Annotated in this window: 26 protein-coding genes, 2 tRNA genes and 1 pseudogene; 12 read left to right on the top strand and 17 right to left on the bottom strand. The window is 64.5% G+C overall.

Going from position 1 to position 23,319, the window contains the following annotated elements; translation table 11 throughout:
• Positions 1-115 precede the first annotated feature (115 nt).
• Positions 116-298, top strand: coding sequence for a hypothetical protein (locus tag DXY04_RS07725; RefSeq protein ID WP_115161629.1), 183 nt, complete (start codon positions 116-118; stop codon positions 296-298).
• 31 nt (positions 299-329) lie between these two features.
• Here DXY04_RS07725 and DXY04_RS07720 read toward each other — a convergent pair whose 3' ends face one another.
• The 5 genes from DXY04_RS07720 to DXY04_RS07700 all read right to left on the bottom strand — a co-directional run bounded on the left by DXY04_RS07720 (position 330) and on the right by DXY04_RS07700 (position 4,033).
• Entirely contained in the window at positions 330-566 is a 237-nt protein-coding gene (locus DXY04_RS07720) for a hypothetical protein (protein ID WP_114989453.1), read from the bottom strand.
• Positions 563-2,032, bottom strand: coding sequence for a leucyl aminopeptidase (locus tag DXY04_RS07715; RefSeq protein ID WP_115161628.1), 1,470 nt, complete (start codon positions 2,030-2,032; stop codon positions 563-565). The genes DXY04_RS07720 and DXY04_RS07715 overlap by 4 nt, the downstream gene beginning before the upstream one ends.
• 56 nt (positions 2,033-2,088) lie before the next feature.
• Entirely contained in the window at positions 2,089-2,661 is a 573-nt protein-coding gene (locus DXY04_RS07710) for a GIY-YIG nuclease family protein (protein WP_115161627.1), read from the bottom strand.
• On the bottom strand, positions 2,661-3,230 hold the full coding sequence (locus DXY04_RS07705; RefSeq protein WP_115161626.1) for a hypothetical protein: 570 nt from the start codon (positions 3,228-3,230) through the stop codon (positions 2,661-2,663). Before DXY04_RS07705 ends, DXY04_RS07710 begins: the two co-directional genes overlap by 1 nt.
• 95 nt (positions 3,231-3,325) lie before the next feature.
• Positions 3,326-4,033 (bottom strand): response regulator transcription factor, encoded by a 708-nt coding sequence (locus DXY04_RS07700; RefSeq protein WP_115161696.1) that lies wholly within the window; start codon positions 4,031-4,033, stop codon positions 3,326-3,328.
• 201 nt (positions 4,034-4,234) lie between these two features.
• Here DXY04_RS07700 and DXY04_RS07695 point away from each other — a divergent pair, with 201 nt between their 5' ends.
• The 3 genes from DXY04_RS07695 to pyrF are packed head-to-tail and all read left to right on the top strand — an operon-like array spanning position 4,235 to position 6,600.
• The gene (locus DXY04_RS07695) at positions 4,235-4,564 is read left to right on the top strand and encodes a DUF1825 family protein (protein WP_011365051.1); all 330 of its coding nucleotides are present in this window, start codon (positions 4,235-4,237) and stop codon (positions 4,562-4,564) included.
• A 60-nt stretch (positions 4,565-4,624) separates the two neighbouring features.
• Positions 4,625-5,872 carry a tyrosine--tRNA ligase gene (gene tyrS / locus DXY04_RS07690; protein ID WP_115161695.1) on the top strand — a complete coding sequence of 416 codons (1,248 nt, stop codon included), beginning with the start codon at positions 4,625-4,627 and terminating at the stop codon, positions 5,870-5,872.
• Entirely contained in the window at positions 5,872-6,600 is a 729-nt protein-coding gene (gene pyrF / locus DXY04_RS07685) for an orotidine-5'-phosphate decarboxylase (RefSeq protein WP_115161625.1), read from the top strand. The genes tyrS and pyrF overlap by 1 nt, the downstream gene beginning before the upstream one ends.
• A gap of 19 nt (positions 6,601-6,619) precedes the next feature.
• Here pyrF and plsY read toward each other — a convergent pair whose 3' ends face one another.
• The 7 genes from plsY to DXY04_RS07650 all read right to left on the bottom strand — a co-directional run bounded on the left by plsY (position 6,620) and on the right by DXY04_RS07650 (position 11,590).
• A complete protein-coding gene (plsY, locus tag DXY04_RS07680) occupies positions 6,620-7,225 on the bottom strand; it encodes a glycerol-3-phosphate 1-O-acyltransferase PlsY (RefSeq protein WP_115161624.1) in 606 nt (201 codons plus the stop codon).
• Positions 7,222-8,241, bottom strand: a complete 1,020-nt coding sequence (locus tag DXY04_RS07675; protein ID WP_115161623.1) for a DUF3086 domain-containing protein — start codon at positions 8,239-8,241, stop codon at positions 7,222-7,224. Before DXY04_RS07675 ends, plsY begins: the two co-directional genes overlap by 4 nt.
• Positions 8,242-8,355: 114 nt before the next feature.
• Positions 8,356-8,604, bottom strand: a complete 249-nt coding sequence (locus DXY04_RS12465; protein WP_244278622.1) for a HEPN domain-containing protein — start codon at positions 8,602-8,604, stop codon at positions 8,356-8,358.
• A 132-nt stretch (positions 8,605-8,736) separates the two neighbouring features.
• On the bottom strand, positions 8,737-9,078 hold the full coding sequence (locus tag DXY04_RS07665) for a nucleotidyltransferase domain-containing protein (RefSeq protein ID WP_115161622.1): 342 nt from the start codon (positions 9,076-9,078) through the stop codon (positions 8,737-8,739).
• A gap of 39 nt (positions 9,079-9,117) precedes the next feature.
• Positions 9,118-9,519, bottom strand: coding sequence for a DUF3119 family protein (locus DXY04_RS07660; protein ID WP_115161621.1), 402 nt, complete (start codon positions 9,517-9,519; stop codon positions 9,118-9,120).
• On the bottom strand, positions 9,516-10,265 hold the full coding sequence (locus DXY04_RS07655) for an ABC transporter permease (protein WP_006850673.1): 750 nt from the start codon (positions 10,263-10,265) through the stop codon (positions 9,516-9,518). The genes DXY04_RS07660 and DXY04_RS07655 overlap by 4 nt, the downstream gene beginning before the upstream one ends.
• A complete protein-coding gene (locus DXY04_RS07650) occupies positions 10,262-11,590 on the bottom strand; it encodes an MFS transporter (RefSeq protein WP_115161694.1) in 1,329 nt (442 codons plus the stop codon). The genes DXY04_RS07655 and DXY04_RS07650 overlap by 4 nt, the downstream gene beginning before the upstream one ends.
• A 131-nt stretch (positions 11,591-11,721) precedes the next feature.
• On the opposite strand from DXY04_RS07650, the gene DXY04_RS07645 reads away from it, so the two are divergent.
• Positions 11,722-11,792 (top strand) — tRNA-Gly (locus tag DXY04_RS07645).
• Between the two features lie 4 nt (positions 11,793-11,796).
• Here the strand turns inward: DXY04_RS07645 and DXY04_RS07640 are convergent.
• On the bottom strand, positions 11,797-13,902 hold the full coding sequence (locus DXY04_RS07640) for a glycogen-debranching protein (protein WP_115161620.1): 2,106 nt from the start codon (positions 13,900-13,902) through the stop codon (positions 11,797-11,799).
• Between the two features lie 41 nt (positions 13,903-13,943).
• Here DXY04_RS07640 and DXY04_RS07635 point away from each other — a divergent pair, with 41 nt between their 5' ends.
• From DXY04_RS07635 to DXY04_RS07615, 5 genes are all read left to right on the top strand, one after another.
• Positions 13,944-14,603, top strand: coding sequence for an MBL fold metallo-hydrolase (locus DXY04_RS07635; protein ID WP_115010048.1), 660 nt, complete (start codon positions 13,944-13,946; stop codon positions 14,601-14,603).
• A 133-nt stretch (positions 14,604-14,736) separates the two neighbouring features.
• Positions 14,737-15,012, top strand: a complete 276-nt coding sequence (locus DXY04_RS07630; protein WP_006850925.1) for an HU family DNA-binding protein — start codon at positions 14,737-14,739, stop codon at positions 15,010-15,012.
• 50 nt (positions 15,013-15,062) lie between these two features.
• A complete protein-coding gene (gluQRS, locus tag DXY04_RS07625) occupies positions 15,063-15,944 on the top strand; it encodes a tRNA glutamyl-Q(34) synthetase GluQRS (RefSeq protein ID WP_115161693.1) in 882 nt (293 codons plus the stop codon).
• Positions 15,945-16,010: 66 nt separating this feature from the next.
• Entirely contained in the window at positions 16,011-16,199 is a 189-nt protein-coding gene (locus tag DXY04_RS07620) for a hypothetical protein (RefSeq protein ID WP_115161619.1), read from the top strand.
• A gap of 218 nt (positions 16,200-16,417) precedes the next feature.
• A complete protein-coding gene (locus tag DXY04_RS07615) occupies positions 16,418-16,690 on the top strand; it encodes a hypothetical protein (RefSeq protein ID WP_244278621.1) in 273 nt (90 codons plus the stop codon).
• 19 nt (positions 16,691-16,709) lie between these two features.
• On the opposite strand, the gene DXY04_RS07610 is transcribed toward DXY04_RS07615, so the two are convergent.
• Positions 16,710-17,489, bottom strand: coding sequence for a prohibitin family protein (locus DXY04_RS07610; protein WP_115161618.1), 780 nt, complete (start codon positions 17,487-17,489; stop codon positions 16,710-16,712).
• 227 nt (positions 17,490-17,716) lie between these two features.
• Here DXY04_RS07610 and DXY04_RS07605 point away from each other — a divergent pair, with 227 nt between their 5' ends.
• Complete coding sequence (locus DXY04_RS07605) at positions 17,717-18,385, top strand: amino acid ABC transporter substrate-binding protein (protein ID WP_136975378.1); 669 nt, start codon at positions 17,717-17,719, stop codon at positions 18,383-18,385.
• 43 nt (positions 18,386-18,428) lie between these two features.
• Here the strand turns inward: DXY04_RS07605 and DXY04_RS07600 are convergent.
• A tRNA-Thr gene (locus DXY04_RS07600) sits at positions 18,429-18,501 on the bottom strand.
• A gap of 43 nt (positions 18,502-18,544) precedes the next feature.
• Here DXY04_RS07600 and DXY04_RS12115 point away from each other — a divergent pair.
• Positions 18,545-18,817, top strand: coding sequence for a DUF3493 domain-containing protein (locus tag DXY04_RS12115; protein WP_255446191.1), 273 nt, complete (start codon positions 18,545-18,547; stop codon positions 18,815-18,817).
• A gap of 585 nt (positions 18,818-19,402) precedes the next feature.
• On the opposite strand, the pseudogene DXY04_RS12460 reads toward DXY04_RS12115, so the two are convergent.
• Both DXY04_RS12460 and infB read right to left on the bottom strand, forming a co-directional pair.
• Positions 19,403-19,963 (bottom strand): annotated as a pseudogene (locus tag DXY04_RS12460) (low-complexity tail membrane protein); the annotation flags it as partial.
• A 14-nt stretch (positions 19,964-19,977) separates the two neighbouring features.
• A complete protein-coding gene (gene infB, locus DXY04_RS07590) occupies positions 19,978-23,316 on the bottom strand; it encodes a translation initiation factor IF-2 (protein WP_115161615.1) in 3,339 nt (1,112 codons plus the stop codon).
• Between the last annotated feature and the right edge of the window lie 3 nt (positions 23,317-23,319).

Below are 23,319 nucleotides of genomic sequence, written 5' to 3'. Positions count from 1 at the left end.
AAGATTAAGCGCGGCAACCTGATTGATTCAGCAAGTTCTCAGTGAACAGACGGGTTTCCGGCCATCGACGATGCTTCAGCCCATGCTTACGATCAGGCGGTGAGAGGAGGGTTGTATGTATCTGCTGACCATTAAGGATGGTCTTGGCACCCGTCATATCGGTCCCTACGCGTCGCCGAAGCACGCATCGGATGATCTCGATCGGGTGTTGGAAACCTGCTCCGAGCGAGCACGGTGGCAGATTCATGCATTGGAAACCCCAGGCCGCGCACTCGAATTGCAGGCTGTCGCTTCCTGAGGATTTTTCGTCCTGAACCTGGGCGCCCTGATCAGTTCTGACGTCGTCCTGGAAAGCCTCGGGTCAGTCCGCTGTCGATCATCAGACCGATGCCGGCGTTGATGCAGATCAGGCTGAGGGTTCCGTACCAGAACCAGGGACCTGCGTCCTTGCCCAGCATCTGAACCACCTTGCGGCTCACCGCCTCGCCGAACAGGCAGAGGCCCACCGGGAGCAGCAGCACCCCCAGCTGGGCCTTGATGTACCAGCGCACCGGGGAGCGGCTCATGACTGGGCCAGCACCCAGTTCACCAGGGTGCGCACGCCGTAGCCGGTGGCACCAGCGGGATTGACGCCTTTGCCCTTGTCACTCCACACCGGGCCGGCGATGTCGATGTGCGCCCAGGCGGTGTCTTTGGCCACGAACTCCTTGAGGAACAGGGCTGCCGTGATCGAACCACCGGGCCGCGGGCCGGTGTTCTTCATGTCGGCCAGCAATGACTTCAATCCATCCCTGTAGGACTGCCGCAGTGGCATGCGCCAGAGGCCTTCACCGCCCGTCTGAGCAGCGGCATCGAGGGCCTCCGCCAGATCGTCATTGTTGGACCAGAGCCCGGCCATCTCATCCCCCAGGGCAATCACGCAGGCTCCGGTGAGGGTGGCTAGATCCACCACGGCATCGGGCTTCTGCTCACAGGCGTAGAGCAGGGCATCGGCCAGGGTGAGGCGGCCTTCGGCGTCGGTGTTGTTGATCTCAATCGTCATGCCGTTGGCGGCCGTGACGATGTCGCCGGGGTGGACGGCGGAGCCGTTCACCATGTTTTCGCAGGAGGCCACCACCATGTGCACCTCAACGCCAGCCGGCTTGAGTTCGGCGATGCTGCGCATGGCACCGATCACAGCTGCACTGCCGCCCATGTCGAACTTCATCATGTCGATCTGGGCGGCCCCCACCTTGAGGTTGTACCCGCCGGAATCGAAGGTGAGGCCTTTGCCCACCAGGGCAACGCGGCGTTTCACTTCGCCCTCGGGGCGATAGATCAGGTGGATGAACTTGGGGGGCAGGTCGGAGCCCTGGCTCACCGCAAGGAAGGCCCCCATGCCCTTGGCTTCGCAGTCGCTGCGCTCGAGCACCTTGAGTTCAAGGCCGTGGTCCTTGGCGATGCCGGCGGCCGTGTCGGCGAGGGCTGCTGGCGTGACCACGTTCGGAGGGGCCGCCACCAGCTCCCGGGCCAGTTCCACACCGGCGCAGGTGGCATTGACGGCCGCAAAGCCGCTTTCGGCGGCGGGGTCGAGGTCGATCAGCTCCAGGGCCTCGGGGATCCGGCGCGGGTCCGGCTCCTTGCGGAAGCGCTGGTCTTTGTAGAGGCAGAGCCGCACCGCTTCAGCACAGATGCGGGCGGCTTCTGTGGCCTCGGTTCCCGCCCAGGGCAGGTGCAGGCCGAGGCTGCCCTCACAACCGATGGCGGCCTTGGCGGCCCGGGCGGCGGCGCCGCGCAGGCGCTCGGCGTCGATCCCATCGCTCTCGCCCAGGCCCAGCACCACCAGGCGCTGCGGGCCCCCGCCCAGGGGCGTGATCACTAGTTGGTCGCCGGGCTTTCCTTTGAACTCCTGCTGCTTGAGGGCCTCGGTGATGCCGGCAAAGCGTTGTTCCAGGGCCGTTGCCGTCGCCTCGACATCGCCCTGGGGCAGCCCCACCGCAAGCACATCGCCGTTCCACTCCTGCAAACCGGCGGAGGACAGGGAGAAGCGCATGGGTGGACGCGTCAACAAAGGATGAGCGTAGCGATCCTTTGCGACGCCCTCGGCCCTCAGAGCTCTGCGGTGAAGGGGGTGGCCCAGCGCTGGCGGGTTTCCTTGTTGAACGGCGGCCACCAGCGTTGGATCAGCTGTTGCTCCAGGGCCCGCCGGGCGCGGGTGGCCCGGGGCACATCGCAGCTGAAGCGGATGCTCAGCTGGGCGCTCAGCTCACAGCGCTGCAGGGCTTCGCCGTAGGCGGCGAGGTAGGCCTTGCAGTCGTGATCACCTTTCCAGCGGCGCTCGGCAGCCAGGGTTTCGCCCACATACAGCAGAAGCGGCTGCTCGAGCTGGGCTGGTCTGTCCATCACCAGATAAATCGCTGCTCCGCGGTGGGACGGTTCCGGCCAGCGCCAGAAACTCATCGCCAGGGGGGTTAGGGCCAGTGGATCAATGGCCGCAGCGGCGTCATCGGGACTGGCACCGAACAGATCCCCCTGGGCCGCGCCGGCCCGTTCGCCGCGGAACTGAGGCGCTTGATGGGCATGCAGCCGCTCTTGCCAGGCGAGCAGCTGCTCCCGTTGCAGGGGCAGATCAGGCCCGTTGTTGAAGGCCAGAGCGCCGGTGGAGAACAGATCCCCCTGCATCAGGGCAGCGGCAGGCTGGGCCCGGTGCGGCGGTTGCCGAAACTCACCCGGCCGATCAGGGCTTCCACGCTGCTGGCGGGCAGGCAGAGCCGCTCCTGCAGATCGGCCAGATCCTTGAAACCGGCCCGGCGGCGTTCGCGCATCAGGTTGGCCAGCCTTTGTTCAGGCCAGCCCAGCAGCGCCAGCTGATCGGCGCTGGCGTTGTTGAGGTCGAGGGGAGCGGCCTGCTGCTGTGGTGGGGCATCGCCGTGCCACTGAAAGAGGAGGTGGGGGGTCCAGAGCCTGGCCAGATCACTCGGCAGCTCCAGCAGCCTGAACAGATCATCGGCACTGGCGAATTGCACCCCACCCCGCTGCAGCCGCACCAGCAGATCGGCTGTGTCCTGGCTGCAGCCGGGCAGTTGCAGCCACTGATCGCGGCTGGCCCGGTTCACATCCATCACCCAAGCCGGCGGCTCGGGCACGGTTGGTAAAGGTTGCGCGGGGGCCGGCCGGGGTGGTGCTGGCAGCTGTCCGGTGGCCTGCAGCACCCGCCTGGCCAGGGGATCCAACCAGTGGCTGCGGGGCATGCTGCTCAGCAGAGATGGGCTGACCTTAACGAGGGTGCAGGGGCTGCGTCAGCGCAACTGGCGCATCTGGTCGTTCTGACACCGAGCGGGTTCTTTCAGGCCGAGGGGGTCCAGCGGGGAATCGGCAGCGGTGGATCCACCAGGTTGCGCTGAAAGGCGATCAGCACCGCCTGGGTGCGGCTTTTGGCATCGAGTTTGCGCAGCAGTCCGGTGACGCAGTGCTTGGTGGTTTCAATCGAGAGGTGCAGCTGATCGGCAATCTCCTGATTGCTGAGGCCCTTGCAGAGCCCGCGCAGCACGTCTTCTTCCCGCAGGCTCAGCACGTCTCTGAGGGGATGGGCGGCGCCTTTGGGGCCACGGTCGTGGTTGGCCACGCCGGCAATCACCGGATCCATGTGGCTGCCATCGCTCTCCATGGCGCGCAGCACGCTGAGCAAGCCGCCGTTGCCGATGCGTTCATGGCTGCAGAGCCCTTCGCATTGCGCCTTGGCCGCGGCGTGAATCGTGCTGAGCAACGGACGCTGAATCAACATCAGGCAGCGCAGTGAGGGCTGCTGGGCCTTGGCGGCCGCCACCAGGGAGGGGCCGGTGCCGCGCTCGAGCTGGTCGCTGCAGATCAGCAGATCAGCGGCTGAGTTGCGAAGGCAGGCGAGGGCTTCTGTTTCGGTGCTGGCGGCCCCCACCAGGGAGCCGATGCCACTAAGGCTGTGCACCAGGCCGCTGATCAAGACGCGATCGGCGGAGGCCACCACGATGCGGCGCCCCTCCAACAGGGCTCGATGGCGCTGGGGAAGCTCACGCATCGCGCCGAGCTGAGCGGTGAAGTCCACATCCTGGAGGCGGCCCGAAACTCACCATGAATTCGGATGCCAGCGGAGAGTGGTGCGGGTCAGCAAGACCGTACAAAACCTTTGCGTGAACGGCCATCAAAGGTGCGGCGATCACCCCCGTTGTCCCTGGCGAATCCTTGGCAGACTTTGCCGAAGCAGTGAGCAACGCCGACGATGGCCTTCTTCGATTCCGACATCGTTCAGGACGAAGCCAAGCGCCTGTTCAGCGATTACCAGCAGCTGATGCAGCTGGGCAGTGAGTACGGCAAGTTCGACCGGGAGGGCAAGAAGAAGTTCATCGAGACGATGGAAGAGCTGATGGGCCGCTATCGGGTATTCATGAAGCGCTTTGAACTCTCCGAGGATTTCCAGGCCAAGCTCACGGTGGAGCAGCTGCGCACCCAGCTCAGCCAGTTCGGCATCACCCCCGAGCAGATGTTCGATCAGATGAACTCCACCCTCGAGCGGATGAAGGCGCAGATCGAGCAGCCGCCTTCCAGCTGAAACAGCCCCAGCTGAACCAGCACTCGTACGATCGCCAGCGCTCGCTCGTTGCGCCTCCCCATGCCGGACTCCATCCCGTCGTTGCCGGATTGGCTGTCGCGGGGCATGGCCGACCTGTTCCCGGCCGGGGATCCCAGTGATGCGGATCAGGCCCTGGCGGCCCGGTTGGCCCAGGCCGAAAAAGAAGGCAGGCCGCTGCGGGTGAAGCTGGGCATCGATCCCACGGGCAGCAACATCCATCTGGGCCACAGCATCCTGTTCCGCAAATTGCGGGCCTTCCAGAACGCCGGCCACACGGCGGTGCTGATCATCGGCGATTTCACGGCGCGGATCGGCGACCCCACTGGCAAGAGCGCCACGCGCGTGCAGCTCACCAAGGAGCAGGTGGCCGCCAATGCCTCCACTTATTTGCGCCAGTTGGGGCAAGACCAGCCCAAGGAAACGGCGCTGCTGGATTTCGAAACCCCCGGCCGCCTGGAGGTGCGATACAACTCCGAGTGGCTGGAGGGCATGGACCTGCCGGCGGTGATCGGTCTGCTGGGCACAGGCACCGTGGGCCAGATGTTGGCTAAAGACGACTTCTCCAAGCGCTACGGCAGCGGTACCCCGATCGCCCTGCATGAATTCCTCTACCCGTTGCTGCAGGGCTACGACTCGGTGGCGGTGAATGCGGATGTGGAGCTGGGCGGCACCGATCAGAAGTTCAACGTGGCCATGGGCCGCGACCTGCAGCGCCACTTCAACAAGGGCACCCAGTTCGGCCTGCTGCTGCCGATCCTGGTGGGTCTGGATGGGGTGCAGAAGATGAGCAAAAGCCTCGGCAACGTGGTGGGGTTGGAGGAGGATCCGCTCTCGATGTACTCCAAGCTGGAGAAGGTCGGCGATGCGGCGATCGACGACTACGTCACTTTGCTGACCGATTTGGATCTGGCGTCGTTGCCGGAGAACCCGCGCGAGAAGCAGAAGGCGATGGCCCTGGCGGTGACCGCCAGCCGCCACGGCATCGAAGCCGCCCAGAAGGCCCAGAGCGATGCCGCCACCCTGGTGGGGGGCAGTGGTGATGCTGGCGCCGATGTGCCCGAGGCGTCTCTGGCGGAGGTGAACTTCCCGGCCAAGGCCTTTTATCTGTTCAGTGCCGTGGGGATCTGCGCCAGCAGCAGCGAGGCCCGCCGTCAGATCAAAGGTGGTGCGGCGCGCCTGGAGGGGGAGAAGATCACCGACCCCAACCAGGAGTTCGCTTCAGCGGCGGAGCTTGAGGGCAAGGTGCTGCAATTGGGCAAGAAAACCTTCCGTCGTTTGGTGGGCTGATGACCTTGCATCCCGCTGACCCCGCCGATCGGATCATCGTTGCCTTTGATGGCATGGCGCCCGAGCAGGCGCTGCGCTTTGCCGGCCAGGTGGAAGGGCTGCGCTGGGTGAAGGTGGGCCTGGAGCTGTTTGTGCAGGCCGGCCCTGAAGTGGTGGCGCAGCTTCGCGAGCAGGGGCTGCGGGTGTTCCTCGATCTCAAATTTCACGACATCCCGGCCACGATGGCCGGTGCCTGCCGGCGGGCGGCGGCGCTGGGGGCCGAGCTGATCACGGTGCATGCCTGCGCCGGCAGCGAAGCACTCAAGGCGGCTCAAGCTGCGGCAGAGGAAGGCGCCCAAGGTGTGGGTCAACCCGCCCCCACGCTGTTGGCGGTGACGGTGCTCACCAGCTGGGAGGAGCAGCGATTGCAACGGGAACTCGCCATTAGCCAGGGCATCGCCAAACGGGTGCCGGCGTTGGCGCAGCTGTCTGCGACTGCCGGTATTGGTGGTTGTGTGTGTTCACCCCTGGAGGCCGGGGCATTGCGGGCGCAGCACCCTGAGCCGTTTGCCTTGGTCACCCCGGGCATTCGCCCCAAAGGCGTTGCTGTTGGTGATCAGGCCAGGGTGATGGGACCGGCTGAAGCACTTGCAGCAGGAGCCAGCCAGCTGGTGATCGGGCGGCCGATCACCAAGGCGGAGGATCCCAGCGCTGCATTTGCCGCCTGTTGCGCAGAGCTCATGGGCTGATCTCTGCCGGCGGCAGTGCTCAAGACTTCTGCCCGATCTTGGGTTCGGTGCCCGCCAGCAGCCGCTCGATGTTGCTGCGATGGCGCCAGAGCACCATCAGGCTGGCCACAAGCGACACCACTACGTAGGCGCTGCTGCCGCCGGAGGCCAGCATCAACAGCGGTAATCCGATGGCGGCCACCACGCTGGAGAGCGACACGATCCGGAAGATCGAGATCACTGCCATGAACAGGCCAAAGCAGGCCAGCCCCACCGGCCAGGCCAGGCCAAGAAACATGCCCAGGCCGGTGGCCACCGCCTTGCCGCCCTTCCAGCTCAGCCACACCGGCCAGATGTGACCCGCCAAGGCCGCTAGGCCCGCCAGCACCTGCAGCCAGTCGCTGAGGCCAACGCTCTTCGCCAGCAGCACCGCCAGGGCGCCTTTGCCCACATCGATTAGGAACACCACCAGGGCTGGGCCTTTGCCCACATTGCGCAGCACGTTGGTGGCGCCGGTGCTGCCGGAGCCGCACTCGCGCAGATCGATGCCCTTGAGCCAGCGGCCGGCGAGGTAACCGCTGGGGATGGCTCCCAGCAGGTAGCCGATGGCCAGAAGCAGCAGGGATGTGAGGGCTGTTTGGATCACAGCAGATCGTCGTCGTCGAGGCGTTCACCTGGTCCGGCCGCGAAGGCCAGCCAGAGGGGGAACTGAAGCACAGGGATGTCGACGCTGCGCTCGGCCGCATCGATCAGGATCAAGGGCACTTCACCCCGCTCCTCCAGCCGGTCGGCCCGCTCCACCAGGGCTTCCGGGCGCTCGAACAGCACGATGCCGCTGCTGGGGCCGAAGTCTTCCCGGCCCAGGCCGAGGGCATCCTGGAGGCCGCGCCGCCATTCGCCGAGCCGTTCGGGGCCGCCGGCCAGCACCAGGCACTGGAACTGATCGCCATACAGCTCACCGATTACTGCGATCAGGGCCGCGCTCACCAGGATGTTGCGCGGCCGGGTGCCGCGGCTGGGCTGGGCGCCCCGTCCACCCTGATTGAAGAACCAGTCCTCCAGCAGAGCCGTGTCGCGGGCATCGATGCTGCGCCGCAGGTTCCAGGGGTCGGCGTAGACGTCGGGTTGTTTGAGGAAGCGCTCCAGGGTCTGGCGGATCAGCTCTTCGTCGGGGCGGAAGGTGTCGGCCACTGCGGGCGGCGGAGTGCTGTCACCGGGCTTGTCCGGCACCGCTGCGTTGTCTGCCGCCTGATCGAGGGGGGAGGGCTGCACCACCATCGGCTGCACCACCAGCTCCAGGTTTTCCACGCTCTGCACCAGGTCCTGCAGGGCGCCGCCCAGGTACTCCTGGAAGCCCTTCACGCGGCGGGCGATGGCGTCGGATTGGCCGGCGAAGTTGGCCTTCAGTTCGGCCTCGAGTTGCTGCTTGCGGGAGCTGAGGGCGTTGATCTCCGCTTCCAGGGCATCGCGGCGGTCCTGCAGATCCTTGAGGGCCAGCTCAATCACGGGATTGGCTTCTGCGGCGGCGGGCTCGGTGCTGGTGGTGTTGGCGGGTTCTGCGCTGGTGTCGCCGCTGGTTTCCGCCGGGGGCTGCTCGGGTTCAGGCGCCTGGGGGGTCAGGTCGGTGTCGTCGGGCATTGCGTCAGCTGCCGTGCTCTCCATCCCTCCATTCCAGCCGACCAGAGGCCAAGAAACCAGCCGGGACCTGGGTTTTATTGATTTTGTGCAATATCGAATCGATATCGTTTTATAATCGTGTAAATAGCGTGCCTACGCTTAAAGGCTGGCTTTGGCGAAGGCCAGCACATGCTCTGCAACGCTGCGTGCTTCCTCGCTGTCCTGCTCGTCAAAGCGATCAGCCGGGGCTTCGCTGTCGCTCGGATAGCGCGTCTCGCTGTTCATTCGGCTGAGGGCCTTGAGCCTTAGCTCGCGCAGTGGTTGCACATCCAGCCCTGCTGATTCGAGGCTGTCAACCAAGCGTTCCAAGGCGTGGCTGTAGGGCGGCAGTGAGCCCAGCGAAATCAACAACGCTTTGAGCGCTTTTTCGGCCGCCTGGCCGTAGTGGTCAGGCCTGGCTGTGAAAGCCCTGCTTCGCCGTGAGTTCAGCCACGGCCCACTCGCTGTTGGCCTGGCGCATCCAGGCGTCAACGCGTGGGGTCATGGTGCGCTCAGGCGAACGGCATCGCGTCCGATGGCGCGCCAGTAGGGGTCATTCCCGTTCCGCCGCTCCTGCCATTCCTGCTCCGTGAGGGCCAGCACGTCATCGGCCATCCCATGCCGCAGCACCGCATCCGCCAGGCCACTGGCTTGATCGCGGTTCGAGGCAACGGCCAGCACATCCACATCCGAAAAACCGTCCCAGTCGCCCCGAGCCCAGGAGCCGAACAGCCAGAGGCTGCCGCCAGGTTGCTCGCCCAGCACAACATTGGCGTGCTGCTGCAGCGCGCTGAGCCGCTCGGCTTGCTTGCGGCGGCGGATGTCGGCAACCGTGATGGCCATGCTCCGACGCTATGGGCAGATCGCCCTTGCTGCAAGCGTTCAGTCAGTGCTGGTGGCCGGCGTTTCCAGCGCTCCCACCCGCAGTTCCAGCTGTTCCCGCAGCTCCTTGGGGCTGAACAGGATCGGCAGGAAGTGAATGCTCTGGGTTTCACGGAAATAGAACAGGCCCGGCAACCAGGGGGCGAACAGCCGCCAGCTCAGCCATTGGTCGTAGGGGAAACGCCGCAGCTCGCGGCTGTTCTGCCACACGATCAGAGCGTCTTCCTTGAATTCCAGCCGCAGGCTTGCGCTCTGGATCAGCAGAAACAGGCCGAACAGCACCACCACCAAGGTGGGCCAGGGCGAAAGCGGTAGCGGCAGCAGTGCCAGGCCAAGGGCCACCACCAGCAAAGGCAGCCGCACGTCTGGCTTGAGGGTGACGGGGGCGGGGGTTGAACTCATGCTCCGAACAGCACCTGGGTGAGAACGACATCCATTAGGGCCACCAGGATCAGGATCATCACCACCGCACCGGTGGTGCTGGTGCCCACTTCCTTGGGACCACCGCGGGTGGTCAGGCCCCAGCCGCAGGCCACCGTCGCGATGATCAGCCCGAACACCAGGGCTTTCACCAGCATGAACGGCAGGTCCAGCGGGTTCATCCAGGTCTGCACCGAGGTCCAGAACACCGCCGGCGGGATGTTGTAGAGGGCCGTGCTGGTGAGTTGGCCCGACCACACCGCCACGAAGAAGAAGAAGAAGCACTGCACCGGTGCCATCACCACCATGGCGATCATCCGGGGCACCACCAGGTACTCCACCGGGTCGGTGCGCAGCATGGTGATCGCATCGATCTGTTCGGTCACCTTCATCGTCCCCAGCTGGGCGGCGTAGGCGGTGGCCACCTTGCCGGCCAGCAGGCAGGAGGTGAGCAGGGGCGCGATCTCCCGTGCCAGGCCGATCGCCAGGATGCCGCCCACCGTTGATCCCGCCCCCTGGCGGGTGAGTTCCGCGGCCACCTGAATGTTGAACACCGAGCCGGCGGCCACCGAGATGATCAGCACGATCAGCAGGCTGCCGGGGCCGGCCTCCAGCATTTGCTCAAACAGCTCGCCCCGATTGATGCGACCGCGCAGGGTGGCGGCCACGGCCTGGCCTCCGATCAGCAGGCTTGTGCCCAGGCGTTTGATGGAACGGGGCGTGTTCATCCGGCGGCCTTCTGCAGGTGGGCTCCACGGTCGGGCCAGCCTCGCATCACCACAAGGCCAAGCAGCACAAGGATGGCGGGAATCAAACCCATGCAGAGGCGGATCGCCAGCAGGGCTGAATCCGGTTGTTCGATGAAACTCAGTGCCCCGCTGCAGTTGCCCCCCTTGGCGGAGATGTAGCCGGTGAGCGAGAGCAGGCTGCCAAACACCGACATGGTGAGGCCGATGATCAGCTTCTGGCCGAACACCATCCAGGCGGTGTAAAGCCCGGCGGGTTTGCTCGGATCAGCGTCGATCGCATCGGGTAGCAGTGACCAGGGGATCAGATAGGCCGTCGCCGCTCCCACTCCCACCAGGGCGATCAGCCCCACCAGCGGCAGCAGTTGCAGCGGGCCAGGATCCGCCGCCAGGGGCGGGAACAGCATTGAAAGCAAGCAGGCGCTGATCCACAGCCCCGCGCCCCAGCGCAGGGTGGCGACGCGGCCGATGCGGTTGCTGAGGTTGCTCCAGAGCTGAAGCCCCAGCAGGGCGGCGATCTGGAAGGGCAGCAGGATCCAGGTGGAGAGGTTGGCGGGCACATGCACCACCTGCACCAGCCAGATCAGGGCCACCACCTGCATCAGTTGCAGGCCGAACCAGAGCAGCAGATACAGCCCCAGCACCTGGCGGAAACGGGGGTTGGCCATCACCCGTTTGAGCTGCTGCATCGGCGGCTCGTTGTTGGGCACCGGCCGTTGGGCCCGCTTGGCGTAGGGGGCCAGGCCCCAGCAGCAGAGCAGCGTGGTGGTGGCGGCGATGCTGCCGGTGATCCGGCCCATGGCCAGGTAGCCCCCGCCTCCGTCGGTGAGCACCACCGAAGCCACGATCAGTCCGCTCAGGCCCGCCAGGATTGATCCGGTGAACCGTGCCGCATTCAGGCGGGTGCGAATGGCGGTGTCCGGCGTGAGTTCGGTGCTGAGGGCCGCGTAGGGCAGGTTGACGCTGGTGTAGGCGGTCATCAGCAACACCGCCATCACCGCGTAATACGTGGTGCGCTGCAGCGTGTCGCCCGGGGGCACCCACCACATCGCCGTCAGGCTGATGCCCAGCGGCAGGGCTGCGGTGAGCATCCAGGGCAGGCGCGGGCCCCAGCGGCTGCGGGTGTGATCGCTGAGCCAGCCGATCAACGGATCATTCAGCGCGTCCCACACCTTGCTCACCGTGAGCAGAGAACCAGCGATGAAGGCCGGCAGGCCAGCGGCGCAGATGAAAAACGGAAAGAGGTAGAAGCCCAGCTGAGTGGCGGCAAGTCCGGTGCCGGCGTCGCCCAGGCCGTAGGCCAGCATCAGCCTGCGGCGGGATCCCTGCAGGGATGCGTCGGTCGGTGTCACGCGGAGGCTTGGGGCAGGCGGATTGCCATAATGGATGCGTGCTTACGACACCACCAGCCCCTGGGGCGGTGGTTCGTCTGTACTACGCGGGTGTTGTGTAATGGTAAGACCTCAGCCTTCCAAGCTGATGACACGGGTTCGATTCCCGTCACCCGCTCTGATCACAACCGCAGGCTTGAGGTTTCCTCCTCGGCGAGCAGCAGCACGAAGCTCCGGCTCTGCAAGGGAATCTCAACGCCGCTGAAGCTGGCTGGCTCGGCTGGGAAATCTTTGGGGCTGGGCAAGGAGGTGTCGATCACCCGTTTCCAGGGGGAGGCCGGAACCGGCAACTCAAAGCTGAGGCTTTCCTTGTAGGCGTTGAAGCCCATCCACAGCAGAGCCCCGCGGCTGCCGCGGTGGAGGCTTGTGGCCGTCGTGCGGCTCCAGGCGGCCCAATCGGGTTTGGCCAGGTTCACCCCGTGCCATTGACGCCAGAGATCGCTTTGCTGCTCCGATGGTTGTTCCGCTGATTTGCGGTTGCTTTCCCGTGGCGGCACCAGCGGATTGAACAGTTGCGGCAGGGCCTGGCGCAGCCGCAGCAGCCGCTGCAGAAATTGCTTCAGCTCCAGGTCGCACTGGTCTTCATTCCAGACCATCCAGCCCAGGGGGCTGTTCTGGCACCAACTGTTGTTGTTACCCCCTTGGCTGCGGCCCACTTCATCGCCCATCAGCAGCATCGGCACGCCACGGGCCAGCAACAGCGAGCTGAGCAGGTTGCGTTGCTGCCGCCGCCGCAGGCTTTGCACCAGGGGGTTGCTGCTGGGGCCTTCGATGCCGTGGTTCCAGCTGTTGTTGTGGTTCTCGCCGTCGCGGTTGTCTTCGCCGTTGGCCAGGTTGTGCTTGCGGTTGTAGCTCATCAGATCCGCCAGGGTGAAGCCGTCGTGGGCGGTGATGAAGTTCACCGAACGCCCTAGGGCCACGGGCTTGCCGGCATAGAGATCGGGGCTGCCCTTGAACCGCTGGGCCAGGCTCCAGGTGCTGTGGTCGTCCCCTTTCCAGAAGCGCCGCACCCCGTCGCGGAAATGGCCGTTCCAGGTGCCGATCCGCTTGGCGGGGAAGTCGTCCAGCCGATAAAGACCGCCGCAGTCCCACGGTTCGCTCACCAATTTGAGGTCACTCAGCTGTGGGTCGGCCTCCATCGCCGAAAACAGGGGCGGCTCATTCAGGGGTTTGAGCTGGTCGCCGCGGCTCAGGGCAATGCCCAGATCGAAGCGGAAGCCATCCACCCCCAGTTCCAGGGCCCAGCAGCGCATCGACTCGAGGATCAGCTGGGTGCTGATTGGCGCATTGGCGGCGATCGAGTTGCCGCATCCGCTCACATCCTGATAGTCGCCGTCCTCGTTTTGGTGGTAGTAGACGTTGTCGGCACAACCCCGCCAGCTCAGGGTGGGGCCATGGCGGTTGCCCTCGGTGGTGTGGTTGTAGACCACATCCAGCAGTACTTCGATGCCGGCGTCGTGGCAGGCGGCCACCAGTTGGCGCACCTCATGGCGGGCCTGCAACGGATCGCTACTGCTGCAGTAGCCGTGGTGGGGTGTGAACCAGCTCAGGGGGCTGTACCCCCACACGTTGTCGCGCCCCGGGGGGGCATCGGCCGGGTCGAAGCAGAACACCGGCAACAGCTCCACCGCCGTGATGCCCAGCTCCTTGAGGTAGGGCAACTTCTCGATCAAGCCCAGGTAGGTGCCGCGGTGTTCCACGGCGACCCCGGCATCCTCACGGCGGGTGAAGCCCCCCACATGCAGCTCGTAGATCACCGTGCGTTGCCAGCTGTGGCGCGGGCGCGGATGGGCCTGAAAATCGAACAGATCCCGTTCGCACACCACCGCCTTGAGGCAGGCGTGGGCGTTGGGTGAGGGGCCGGTGGCCAGCACACGGTCGTAGGCGTCCCAGCCACTGATGGCACGGGCGGCGGGGTCCAGCAGCACCTTGGAGGGCTGGAAGCCATGGCCCCCCGGCGCCAGCGGCCCGAAGACCCGGTAGCCGTAACAGCAGCCTTCGCCGACCCCCTCCACTTCCACGTGCCAGTAGTCGCCCGATCGGTGGCGTCGACCGTCCAGTTCGATCACCCGCTCCGGGCTGCGATCGTTGCCGTTGCTGTAGAGCAGCAATTCAATGCGGTCGGCCCCGGGGGCCGCCAGCACAAAGTTCACACCTCGACTGGTGAGGCTGCTGCCCAGGGGCCAGGGAGAACCGGGGTGAATGCCACTCAAGGCCCGTTGGGGCATCTCGACTTCAAACTAGTGGTTTGGTCCGTTGTTTTGAACCAATGGCGATGACCACCACACTTGAGGCCGGCCGGCCGCCGCAGCAGCTGCGTGACGACCTCTGGTTGTTTCCGCCCAACCGCGACAGCCAGGGGGGCAGTTCTTGGTGGCTGGATCTGGATCCCGAGCCCGTGCTGGTGGACTGCCCGCCGTTGACGGAGGCCAGCCTCACGGCTCTGCGCCAGCTGGCGGGAACCCGCAGCCCGAGGATCCTGCTCACCAGCCGAGAAGGCCATGGGCGCTTGCGTCGCGTTCAGGAGCGCCTGGGATGGCCGGTGCTGGTGCAGGAACAGGAGGCCTATCTCCTGCCCAATGTGGAGCCGTTGGACACCTTTGCCGAGGAACACACCACGGTGAGTGGTTTGCGGCTGTTGTGGACGCCGGGGCCGACGCCGGGGAGCTGTGTGGTGTTCGCCCCGGCACCAAATGAACTGTTGTTCTGCGGGCGTTTGCTGACGCCATGGGCTCCGGGTCAGCTCGCGCCGATGCGCCACGCCCGCACATTCCACTGGCCCAGACAGCTGAACAGCTTGGCCAGGCTCAGGGATTGGATTCCTTCAGATGCCAGTCCCCAACTGCTTTCTGGGGCTGCGCTTGGTGCCTTGCGTGGGGAGCGGCTCGTGCCCTTCAGCGGTTGGAGCGATGCGGCGGACAACAGCTAAAGCGTTGCGGCACAACACGTTTCGCTTGCAGCAACCGGTTGCTCTCCATACGATTGGGCCGCTTGGGGAAGGCAGCGGCGAGCCCACGACGCCGTATCTGAGCCGTCTCCCGCCCCCCGACTCTCTCTAACCAATGAACAAAGCTGATCTGGTGAATCTGGTGGCTGCTCGCACCGAGCTCACCAAGACCGACGTTTCCATGGTTGTCGACGCCGCCATCGACACGATCATCGACTCCGTGGTGGAAGGCAAGAAGGTGTCCATCCTCGGTTTCGGTTCCTTTGAGCCCCGTGAGCGTTCCGCCCGTCAGGGTCTGAACCCCAAGACCGGCGAGAAGATCGCGATTCCCGCCAAGCGCGTTCCCGCCTTCACCGCCGGCAAGATGTTCAAGGACCGCGTTCAGGGCTGATCAGCGCCTCAACCTCGTTCTCCGGGCGGCCCAGTGGGTCGCCTTTTTTGATGGCTCTTCCGGAGCATCTGCAACAGCATCTGGAGCGGGGGCGAGCCTTGGCAGCCGCCGGTGGCTACCGCGGCCGTTTCGCCCCATCTCCCACGGGGGTGCTCCACCTCGGCAACCTGCAAACGGCTCTGCTCTCGTGGTTGGCGGCCCGTCAGGCTGGTGGGGCCTGGTTGCTGCGCATCGATGACCTCGATACGCCGCGCAACCGCGCCGGTGCCATCGAGGCGATCCAAAGCGATTTGCGCTGGCTGGGTCTGGAATGGGATGGGCCGGTGCTGCTCCAAAGCGAACGGCGTGGCACTTACCACTCTTGGTTGTCGTGGTTGCGCCGATCCGGATGGTTGTTCGCCTGTCGCTGCTCCCGAAGGCAGCTTGCCGGTCAGCCGATCTACCCCGGCGTCTGCCGGACGGCTGGGCACCACTGGGGCTGGCAGCAGCAGCGGCTCCCCAGTTGGCGCCTGCGGGTGGCTGATGACGATCCCCACAGCAGTGGCGATGTGGTGTTGCGGCGAGCCGATGGCTTCATCGCCTACCAGCTCGCCACCGTGATCGACGAACTCAGCTTCGGCATCACCGATGTGGTGCGCGGTGCTGATCTGCGCGAGGCCCTGCCAGCCCAGCGCAGTGTTTGTGCGGCCCTGGGTGAATCACCGCCCCAGTTCCGGCATGGGCCGCTGCTTTGTGATGCCAGCGGCCAGAAACTGTCCAAGCGTGAGGCCAGTTCCGGCCTGGAACCGCTCCGTGCCGCGGGGCTCGATGCGGCTGCGGTGATTGGTCGCTTGGCCTCAGGGCTTCAGCTGCTGGATCCTGGTGCGCGTCTGAGTGCAACAGAGTTGCTCGAACACTTGACGCAGCAAGAGATCAATGCAGTGATTTCTTAAGGAACACTTCGGGATCAGCGGCGGGTTTTCCGCCCACACTGAATTCATCGTCTGATCCTTGGGATCATGTGCACGTGCACCGTCTGTGGAGGCAGTGGGATGCAGCGGGTGTCGGGGGACCGCTTCCGCACCTGCATCGTCTGTCTGGGGACCGGTCAGATCAGTTCAGCGGTGCAGTCGGCACCGTTGAACCACCAGCCCATCAACACACCAGATCTTGCCAAACTCAGCTGTCCGACCCGGCCCCTGGCTTGATCCTCAGCCCAGGGGAGTCTTCTGATCGTTCTGGATCACGAAGTAGGTGGCCGTCGCCACAACGATCAACAGCGGCACCGCGGTGAACAGCAGCAGGGCAATGGCGGTCCAGTCGGTGTACACGGCGGGGCGATGGGTCGAAGTTGAGGCATCATCTCAGCAAATCGCCCCCCTGAGCCCTGCTCGCGCGCTCCGTCACAGTCCTGCTGCTCCTCGCCATGGCGGCCCCTGTGGTGCGTGCGTCGCCCTTGGTAGCCTTTCAGGCCCGAGCCAGGCGCTGCTTGGAGGGCCGTCAGCCTCAGCTCTGTGAACAGGCCTTGGTCGAGGCGGAGGCCCTGCAGCAACAGGCGTCAGCCAGCAGTGCCTATCCCTGCCAGACCCTGCTGTTGGGGGTTCAGGCGGATCTGGTGATGCAGCAACTGCGGGCGGGCCGTGGCGCAGAGGCCATTGCTGACCTGCAGGCGGCGACCCGCGGCTGCGCTGGGCTCTGACGCATCCAGCTGCGTCCCGTTATCGGCCAACAATCACCGGTGGCGTGCTGCCCCCACGAATGGGCGGAACCACCTTTGTTTTTCCGTCCCACTTGTCGAGGAACAGCTTGTAGAGAACGCTGTCATTGAGCGAGCGTGTCAAGGTCTGAAACTTCAGGGCTTCCTGCTCGGCGATCTGAACCTCTGTTTTGGCACGCAGAAGCTGCTGTTGCGCGATCTGCTTCTGCTCGATGGCCGCTCGGTATTCCTCAGCAATCTTGAGGCCCGTGATGTCCAGGCCTTTGACGGCCACGTAGTCGAATTTGCTCAGCTCATTGGAGACGCTTTCCTGCACAAGTGTGGAAATGTTGTTCCAGTCGGTGGCGATGGTGTCGAGTTCATACTTCGAGAACACCGATTTCAGTGATTTCAGCAGGGATGGCTGGATCACCCTGGCGTAAATCGCAGAGTCATCGGTGGCAATCGTGCTGTAGATCCTGGGAGCTTCTCCGGGCTTGACCGCATATTTCACCGTTGCTGTGGCTTCGATTACCTGTAGGTCTTTGGTGAGTGTTGAAAATTTTTCAGGGATCACCTGCGTTCTGACGCTGAAATTATGGGTCGACTGAATGAACGGAAGTTTGAGGTTCAACCCTGGCTCTCTTGGCGTGTTGGAGACTTTGCCAAGGGTGGTGACCACCCCAACTTCACCAGCGGGAACAACAAACACGCTGGAGAGCAGAGCAATGCCTCCAATGAAAACCGTGGTGACGCCCACCACGGTTTTGGTGATCTGCTCGGGCTGGGGGTTGGCTTGCATGCTGCTCGCTTGATTCGATCCTTAAAACGGTAGTGATTTGTTGTTGGTTATTGGCAAAAAGCTTCTGATGATCTCTGGACTAGCGCAGCGGCACACTATTTGCCCTGGGTTTCAGCGCTGCCGTTCAGCCGCAGGATGAGGCGATTGCAGCGCTCGCGGAAGGGCAGAAGGCGGGTCGGCGGAACCCTCTGCGGCTCTCGGTTGGTGTTTACGGTGCCGGCCCTGAGTTGAACTGTCGTCTGCGGGCGGTGCCCATTCCGGTGACGGGTGGAATCCTCGGGCTGCGGGCGGGATGGACCAATCAGGCATCCCTGGTCGAACTGCAAACGATCCGCAGCTTTCAGGACCTCCAACGCGTCGTTTTGGTGCAAGGACTGGGCTGGAGCGATGTTGAAATTTTCGATCGTGCTGGGTTGCGCACTTACACCGCCCGGCCGGAAAAATTGCTGCGCTTGGTGAATGACAACCGGGTGCAGTTGTTTCCCCGTGGTGTGGCGGAACTTGAAGCGGAGGCTTCCGTGGTGAGGTCGTTGTACCCGCAGATGCTGCTGGATCCCCATCTGTTGATTGTTTATTCCTTTGCGGGTTTTTTCTATGTGGCTCCAGAGAACAAGGAGCTGGCAGCCGCGATTCAGACCGGTTTTGAACGGGTGATTGCCGATGGCTCGTACCAGCGCCTTGTTGAAGCAGCGATCATGACGCCCTGGTTAAGGCGCCAGCTCAAACTGCGGTCGCGAAAGATCCTGGTGCTTCAGAATCCTGAGGCGGCTGACGTGTTGGCTGATGTGAATCCAGATCACTGGATTGTTCCCTGGAATGATCTTCTCAGTGGAAGAATCACCAGCGGGAATGATCTCTGCTCGTCTTCGGGATTGAAGCGGCTATGTGTTAATTAGATATGCATTTAATCCGGCTGATTCAATGCATATCTAATTAAAAAGCCGATGACCTGACTTGAACAGGCGACCCACGCTTTACGAAAGCGTTGCTCTACCGGCTGAGCTACATCGGCATCAGAAGCAATTTAACATTTGCTCTGAATCCAACTTGGACGTTTGCCCGATAATCCCCGCCCCAAATCTGGCCTGGATCCTGCCCTGCGGGAACGGTTGCTCAAGGAATCACAGACCCCCTGGCGTGGGCTCAGACGGCTCGTCTGGTTCGCTCTCTTTGCCTCCGCTGGACTCGGCCTGTTCACGATGGCTTTCCGTGCTTCCGCTGGCGACACCGTCGATCTGGCTGACTTCGGAATCCAGGGGGGGGCTCTCCTGCTCTTCTCCGGACTGCTCTGGTTCGACCGCAATAGGAGCAGCAGCAGCGACGCTTGATTCGTCGGCGTCAACCGCACGGATGTCTTCAGCGTCGTCGTCTTCCGACATGTCGTCTTGATCCTCTGCATCGACCGGTTCCAGCGCTTCGGGCTCGACGTCATCAGACTCTTCAGCCGTCGCGGTGTTGATGGCTGAACTTTTGTCGTCTGGCTCTTCGTTGTCAGGGCTGATGTCGGCGGCGCTGATGTCTTCCGTGCTGTCGTCCGGTTCCGGCGTGGTCTCTTCCACGTCTTCCACGTCCATTGCCTCATCGGCGTCCTGATCGCTTGTTGGGGCAGCCTCTTCAGCGTCATCAGACGACTCCTCGTCAGCTTGAGCCTCGGCAACGACGGGCTCAGAAGCGGTTTCGGGGTCAGCTTTGTCAGACACTGCAGCCGTCACTGGATGGACGGCTGAACTCTCCCCGTCGGGTGCCTCGTTGTCAGTGCTGGCTTGATCAGTAGTGGCTTGATCAGTACTGGCTTGATCCGTGCTGTTGTCCGTCTCCGACTCTGTGTCTTCCACCCCGATGGCCTTGTCGGGCTCTTGCTTGATCGGCTCCACTGCAGGCTCCGGCCACTCCAGGCCAGGGAGGTTGAGAAGTTGCAGGCCCAGACTGGTGCGTTGCGTTGCCACAGCATCAGCAGGAAAAGCCGAATCGGCAGGGGCAACGGTTGCTGGTGATCCAAGCAATAGCGCTGCGGCTTGAATCAGCTGCTGCACCTGCCAGACCATCAAGGCCAGCAATGGGCTGACCAGCAACAGGGTGACCAGACGGGATTGTCCCGACACCGGGGAAAATTCACTCGCCAGCACCGCTGAATCGTCCATCCACCAGAGCACGGGCAGCAGGATCACTGCGGCGATCAACACAGCGGCACGGCTGCTCAAGCCGCCTTGGGATGCACTGATGCGGAGTTGATCGCTGTTGCGGCTGGCCAGCGGCTGACGCATGAACAGCAGTGAGCCCCAGTCGGCGGGCCGTCGCCACAACGCGACAGCTGGGGCCAGGACCCCCACCCCCCAGATCAGAAATCGCTCCACACCTGGAACAGGACCCGGATCCGCGCCGGCCAGAACCAGGCGGATCAGCAGCAGCTCCAGGGGAATGGCTCCAAGGGCCAGGCACTGAAGCCAGAGCAGGGGCTCGCTGCGGGGCTGCACGATCGCTTGCGGGGTCAGGTGGTGAGTTTGCGGCGTTGGGTGACCATCTTGAAGGCTTCAATGCGATCGCCTTCTTCCCAGTTGGCGAACCGATCGGTGCCGACACCGCATTCGAAGCCCGTGGCCACTTCCTTGACGTCGTCCTTGTTGCGACGCAGGGAGTCGAGGTCGCCCTCGTAGACCACCTGTTTTCCGCGGTGCACCCGCACCCGGCAGTTGCGATGCAGCTTGCCGGTGGTGACATAACAGCCGGCCACGGCGCTCTTGCCGATGGTGAAGACGGCGCGCACCTCGGCTTCGCCCAGGGCTTCTTCCACCAGTTCCGGCTCCAGCAGGCCTTCCATTGCCAACTGGATGTCTTCCAGCAGCTTGTAGATCACGTCGTAGTCGCGCACATCCACCCCGGTGGCATCCGCCGCTTTCTTGGCGCCGGATGCCATGGAGGTGTTGAAGCCCACGATCACCGCGCCGGAGGCGGCGGCCAGGTCGACGTCGGTTTCGGTGATCTCGCCAGGTGCCGACAGCAGCACCCGCACCTGCACCTCATCCTTGGGCAGCTGCTCGAGCGATCCGAGGATGGCTTCCACAGAGCCTTGAACGTCGGCCTTGAGAATCAGGTTGAGTTCCTTCAGCTCACCGTCATTGGCCTGGCCGGACATGGCCGTGAGCGAGACGCGTCGTGACGCCATCTGCTGAGCAAGACGGGTGGCGCGGGCATCGGAGGCGCGATCGCCCACCACGGCCCGGGCCGATTTCTCGTCGGGGTACACCTCGAACTCATCACCGGCGGTGGGCACCTCGCTGAAGCCCAGGGCCTCCACAGCAAAGGAGGGGCCCGCTTCCTTGAGGCGTTGGCGGTTGTCATCCACCATGGCGCGCACTTTGCCCAGCACCGGACCAGCGGCGACGACGTCGCCGGTCTTGAGGGTGCCGTTCTGCACCAGCAGCGTGGCCACGGGGCCTTTGGCTTTGTCGAGGTGAGCCTCGATCACGGTGCCGCGGGCCAGACGATCCGGGTTGGCCTGCAGGTCTTCCACTTCGGTGACCAGCAGCAGCATCTCCAGCAGCTTGTCGATGTTTTCGCCCTTGATGGCGCTCACCGGCACCATCACCACATCGCCGCCCCAGTCTTCCGCCAGCAGGTTTTGCTCAGACAGCTCCTGCTTCACCCGCTCGGGCGATGAACCTTCCTTGTCGATCTTGTTGATCGCTACCACGATCGGCACTTCAGCGGCCCGGGCGTGGCTGATGGCTTCCAGGGTCTGGGGGCGGACGCCGTCATCAGCGGCTACCACCAGCACAGCCACGTCGGTGACCTTGGTGCCGCGGGCTCGCATGGCCGTGAAGGCTTCGTGGCCCGGAGTGTCCAGGAATGTGAGCTTGCGCTGCTCGTTGTTGTGCTCGATCTCAACCTGGTACGCGCCGATGTGCTGGGTGATGCCGCCGGCCTCACCCGCAGCGACGCGGGCCTGACGAATGGCATCCAGCAGGCTGGTTTTGCCGTGGTCGACGTGGCCCATGACGGTGACCACGGGCGGACGTCTGATCAGGTGAGCCTTGTCGGCCTCTTCGATCATTTCGACGGTCTTCTTGGCCGCCTCCTCCACGTCGTCCTGCAGCACAGGCACATCGAATTCGTCGGCAACGGCCTCGATCGTGGGCATGTCCAGGGTCTGGGTGACCGTGGCGATTATCCCTTTGAAGAACAGGGATTTGATGATCTCTGAGCTTTCGACGCTCAGCATGTCCGCCAGTTCCTGCACCGTGAGGTTGTCCTCCGGCACCACGATCATTTCGGGACGCACCTGCTTGGCTTCCCGGGCTGCCCGCAGCTCCATGGCACGCCGGCGCTGACGCTGACGGGCGGTTTCCTTCTTGCGTTTGCGCATCGCCGCCACCGGCTTGGGTGCGGTGCGCTGCTGCGACTTGGGCTTGGCGGGACGAGCCAGGCTCGCCGAGAGAACCATGTTCTCCTGTTCGCCGGCGAAGCCGCCGGTCTGTGCCGTCAGGGAATCATCGTTTTCACCGATGATGTGCACCTTCTGGCGCTGCTTCTGCGGCGAGCGGCTGCGCAGAGCATCGAGCCGTGCGCTGTCATCCCAGTCGGGACGGCCAGGCCGCCTCTGGCCACCAGGGCCACCCGGACGGAAGCTGGGACGGCGGGGCGCCGAGGGGGCATTCGGGCGCGCCACGGGCGGGGTGGCCGTTCCTGCACCTGCACCGGCTTTGGTGGGTGCATCCGGACGGCGGGGTGCAGGTGCTGCTGGCCGGCCGACAGGCTTCTGCAGCTGCATGAGCTCACCGGGAGCCACCGGTTTGCGCATTCCAGCTGGCATGCCCGGACGTCCAGGCGCTCCCGGACGGGTGGGCGCACCAGGACGACCGCTACCTGTGCTGCTGCCGTCGCGACGAATCGGCTTGCCGACCAGTTCCAGGGTGTTGCCGCTGCGGGGAGGCATGCCGGGGCGACCCTGTCGGGTTGGGGCTCCTGGACGGCTTGGACTTCCCTGGCGTTGAGGAACGCCGGTGCCTGCCGGACGGCGGGGCACGGGTTTGCCCACCAGTTCAGGCCTGGGGGTGGGCCGTGAGGGTGCACCGGGCTTTGCGGGAGCACCGGCACGGGTGGGCGCACCGGGCCGAGATGGAGCGCCTGCGCGGATGATCTGTGGCTTCGGCTGACCCTGGCCAGGGGTAGGTCGTGCTGGACTTCCAGCCCCTGCAGGTCGCGGCGCCGGCCGCGCCGGTGTGGGTCGCGGCGTGGGTGCTGTGGGTTTGGCAGCAGCCTTGGGTTTGCTTACCAGTTCCGGTTTGCCTGCAGCCGGCTTGCTGACAACCTGCGGCTTGGCCGCGGCAGGTCGTGGTACAGGCTTTGCCGCCGTCGGCCTCGCCGGAGCTGCGGGGGGGGTCTGAGGAGCGGCGGGCCGCGCTGGTGCTGCTGACGCTTTCAACGGTGCAGCCGCTGGCTTGCTGATCACCGGTTTGGGCGTGGCCGCTGCGGGAGGCTTCGGGGCCGCCTGCGGTTTGGCAGCCGCCACGGGTTTGGCGACCACGGGCTTGGCCACCGGTTTGCTCACCGCTGGGGCGGGCTTGCTTGGCGCGGCGGGGGCCGCTTTCTTCACCGAGAGGATGGCCTTGCCAGGTGCGGGCTTGGCAGGGGCCGCGGCAGCGGGTTTCGCACCATTCCCGCCTTTGCCGAGGAGCGAACGGATCTTTCCGGCTTCAGCGTCACTGATCGAGCTGCTGTGGCTCTTCGCAGCGATCGACAGCTTTTCAGCCGCATCCAGCACGTCCTTGTTCTCAAGGCCGAGGTCCTTGGACAGCTCGTAAATTCTGACTTTGCCGCTGCTGGTCATTCA

Source organism: Synechococcus sp. UW86, assembly GCF_900474085.1.
GTDB lineage: Bacteria > Cyanobacteriota > Cyanobacteriia > PCC-6307 > Cyanobiaceae > Parasynechococcus.
This window is presented reverse-complemented; position numbering and strand designations above follow the sequence as displayed.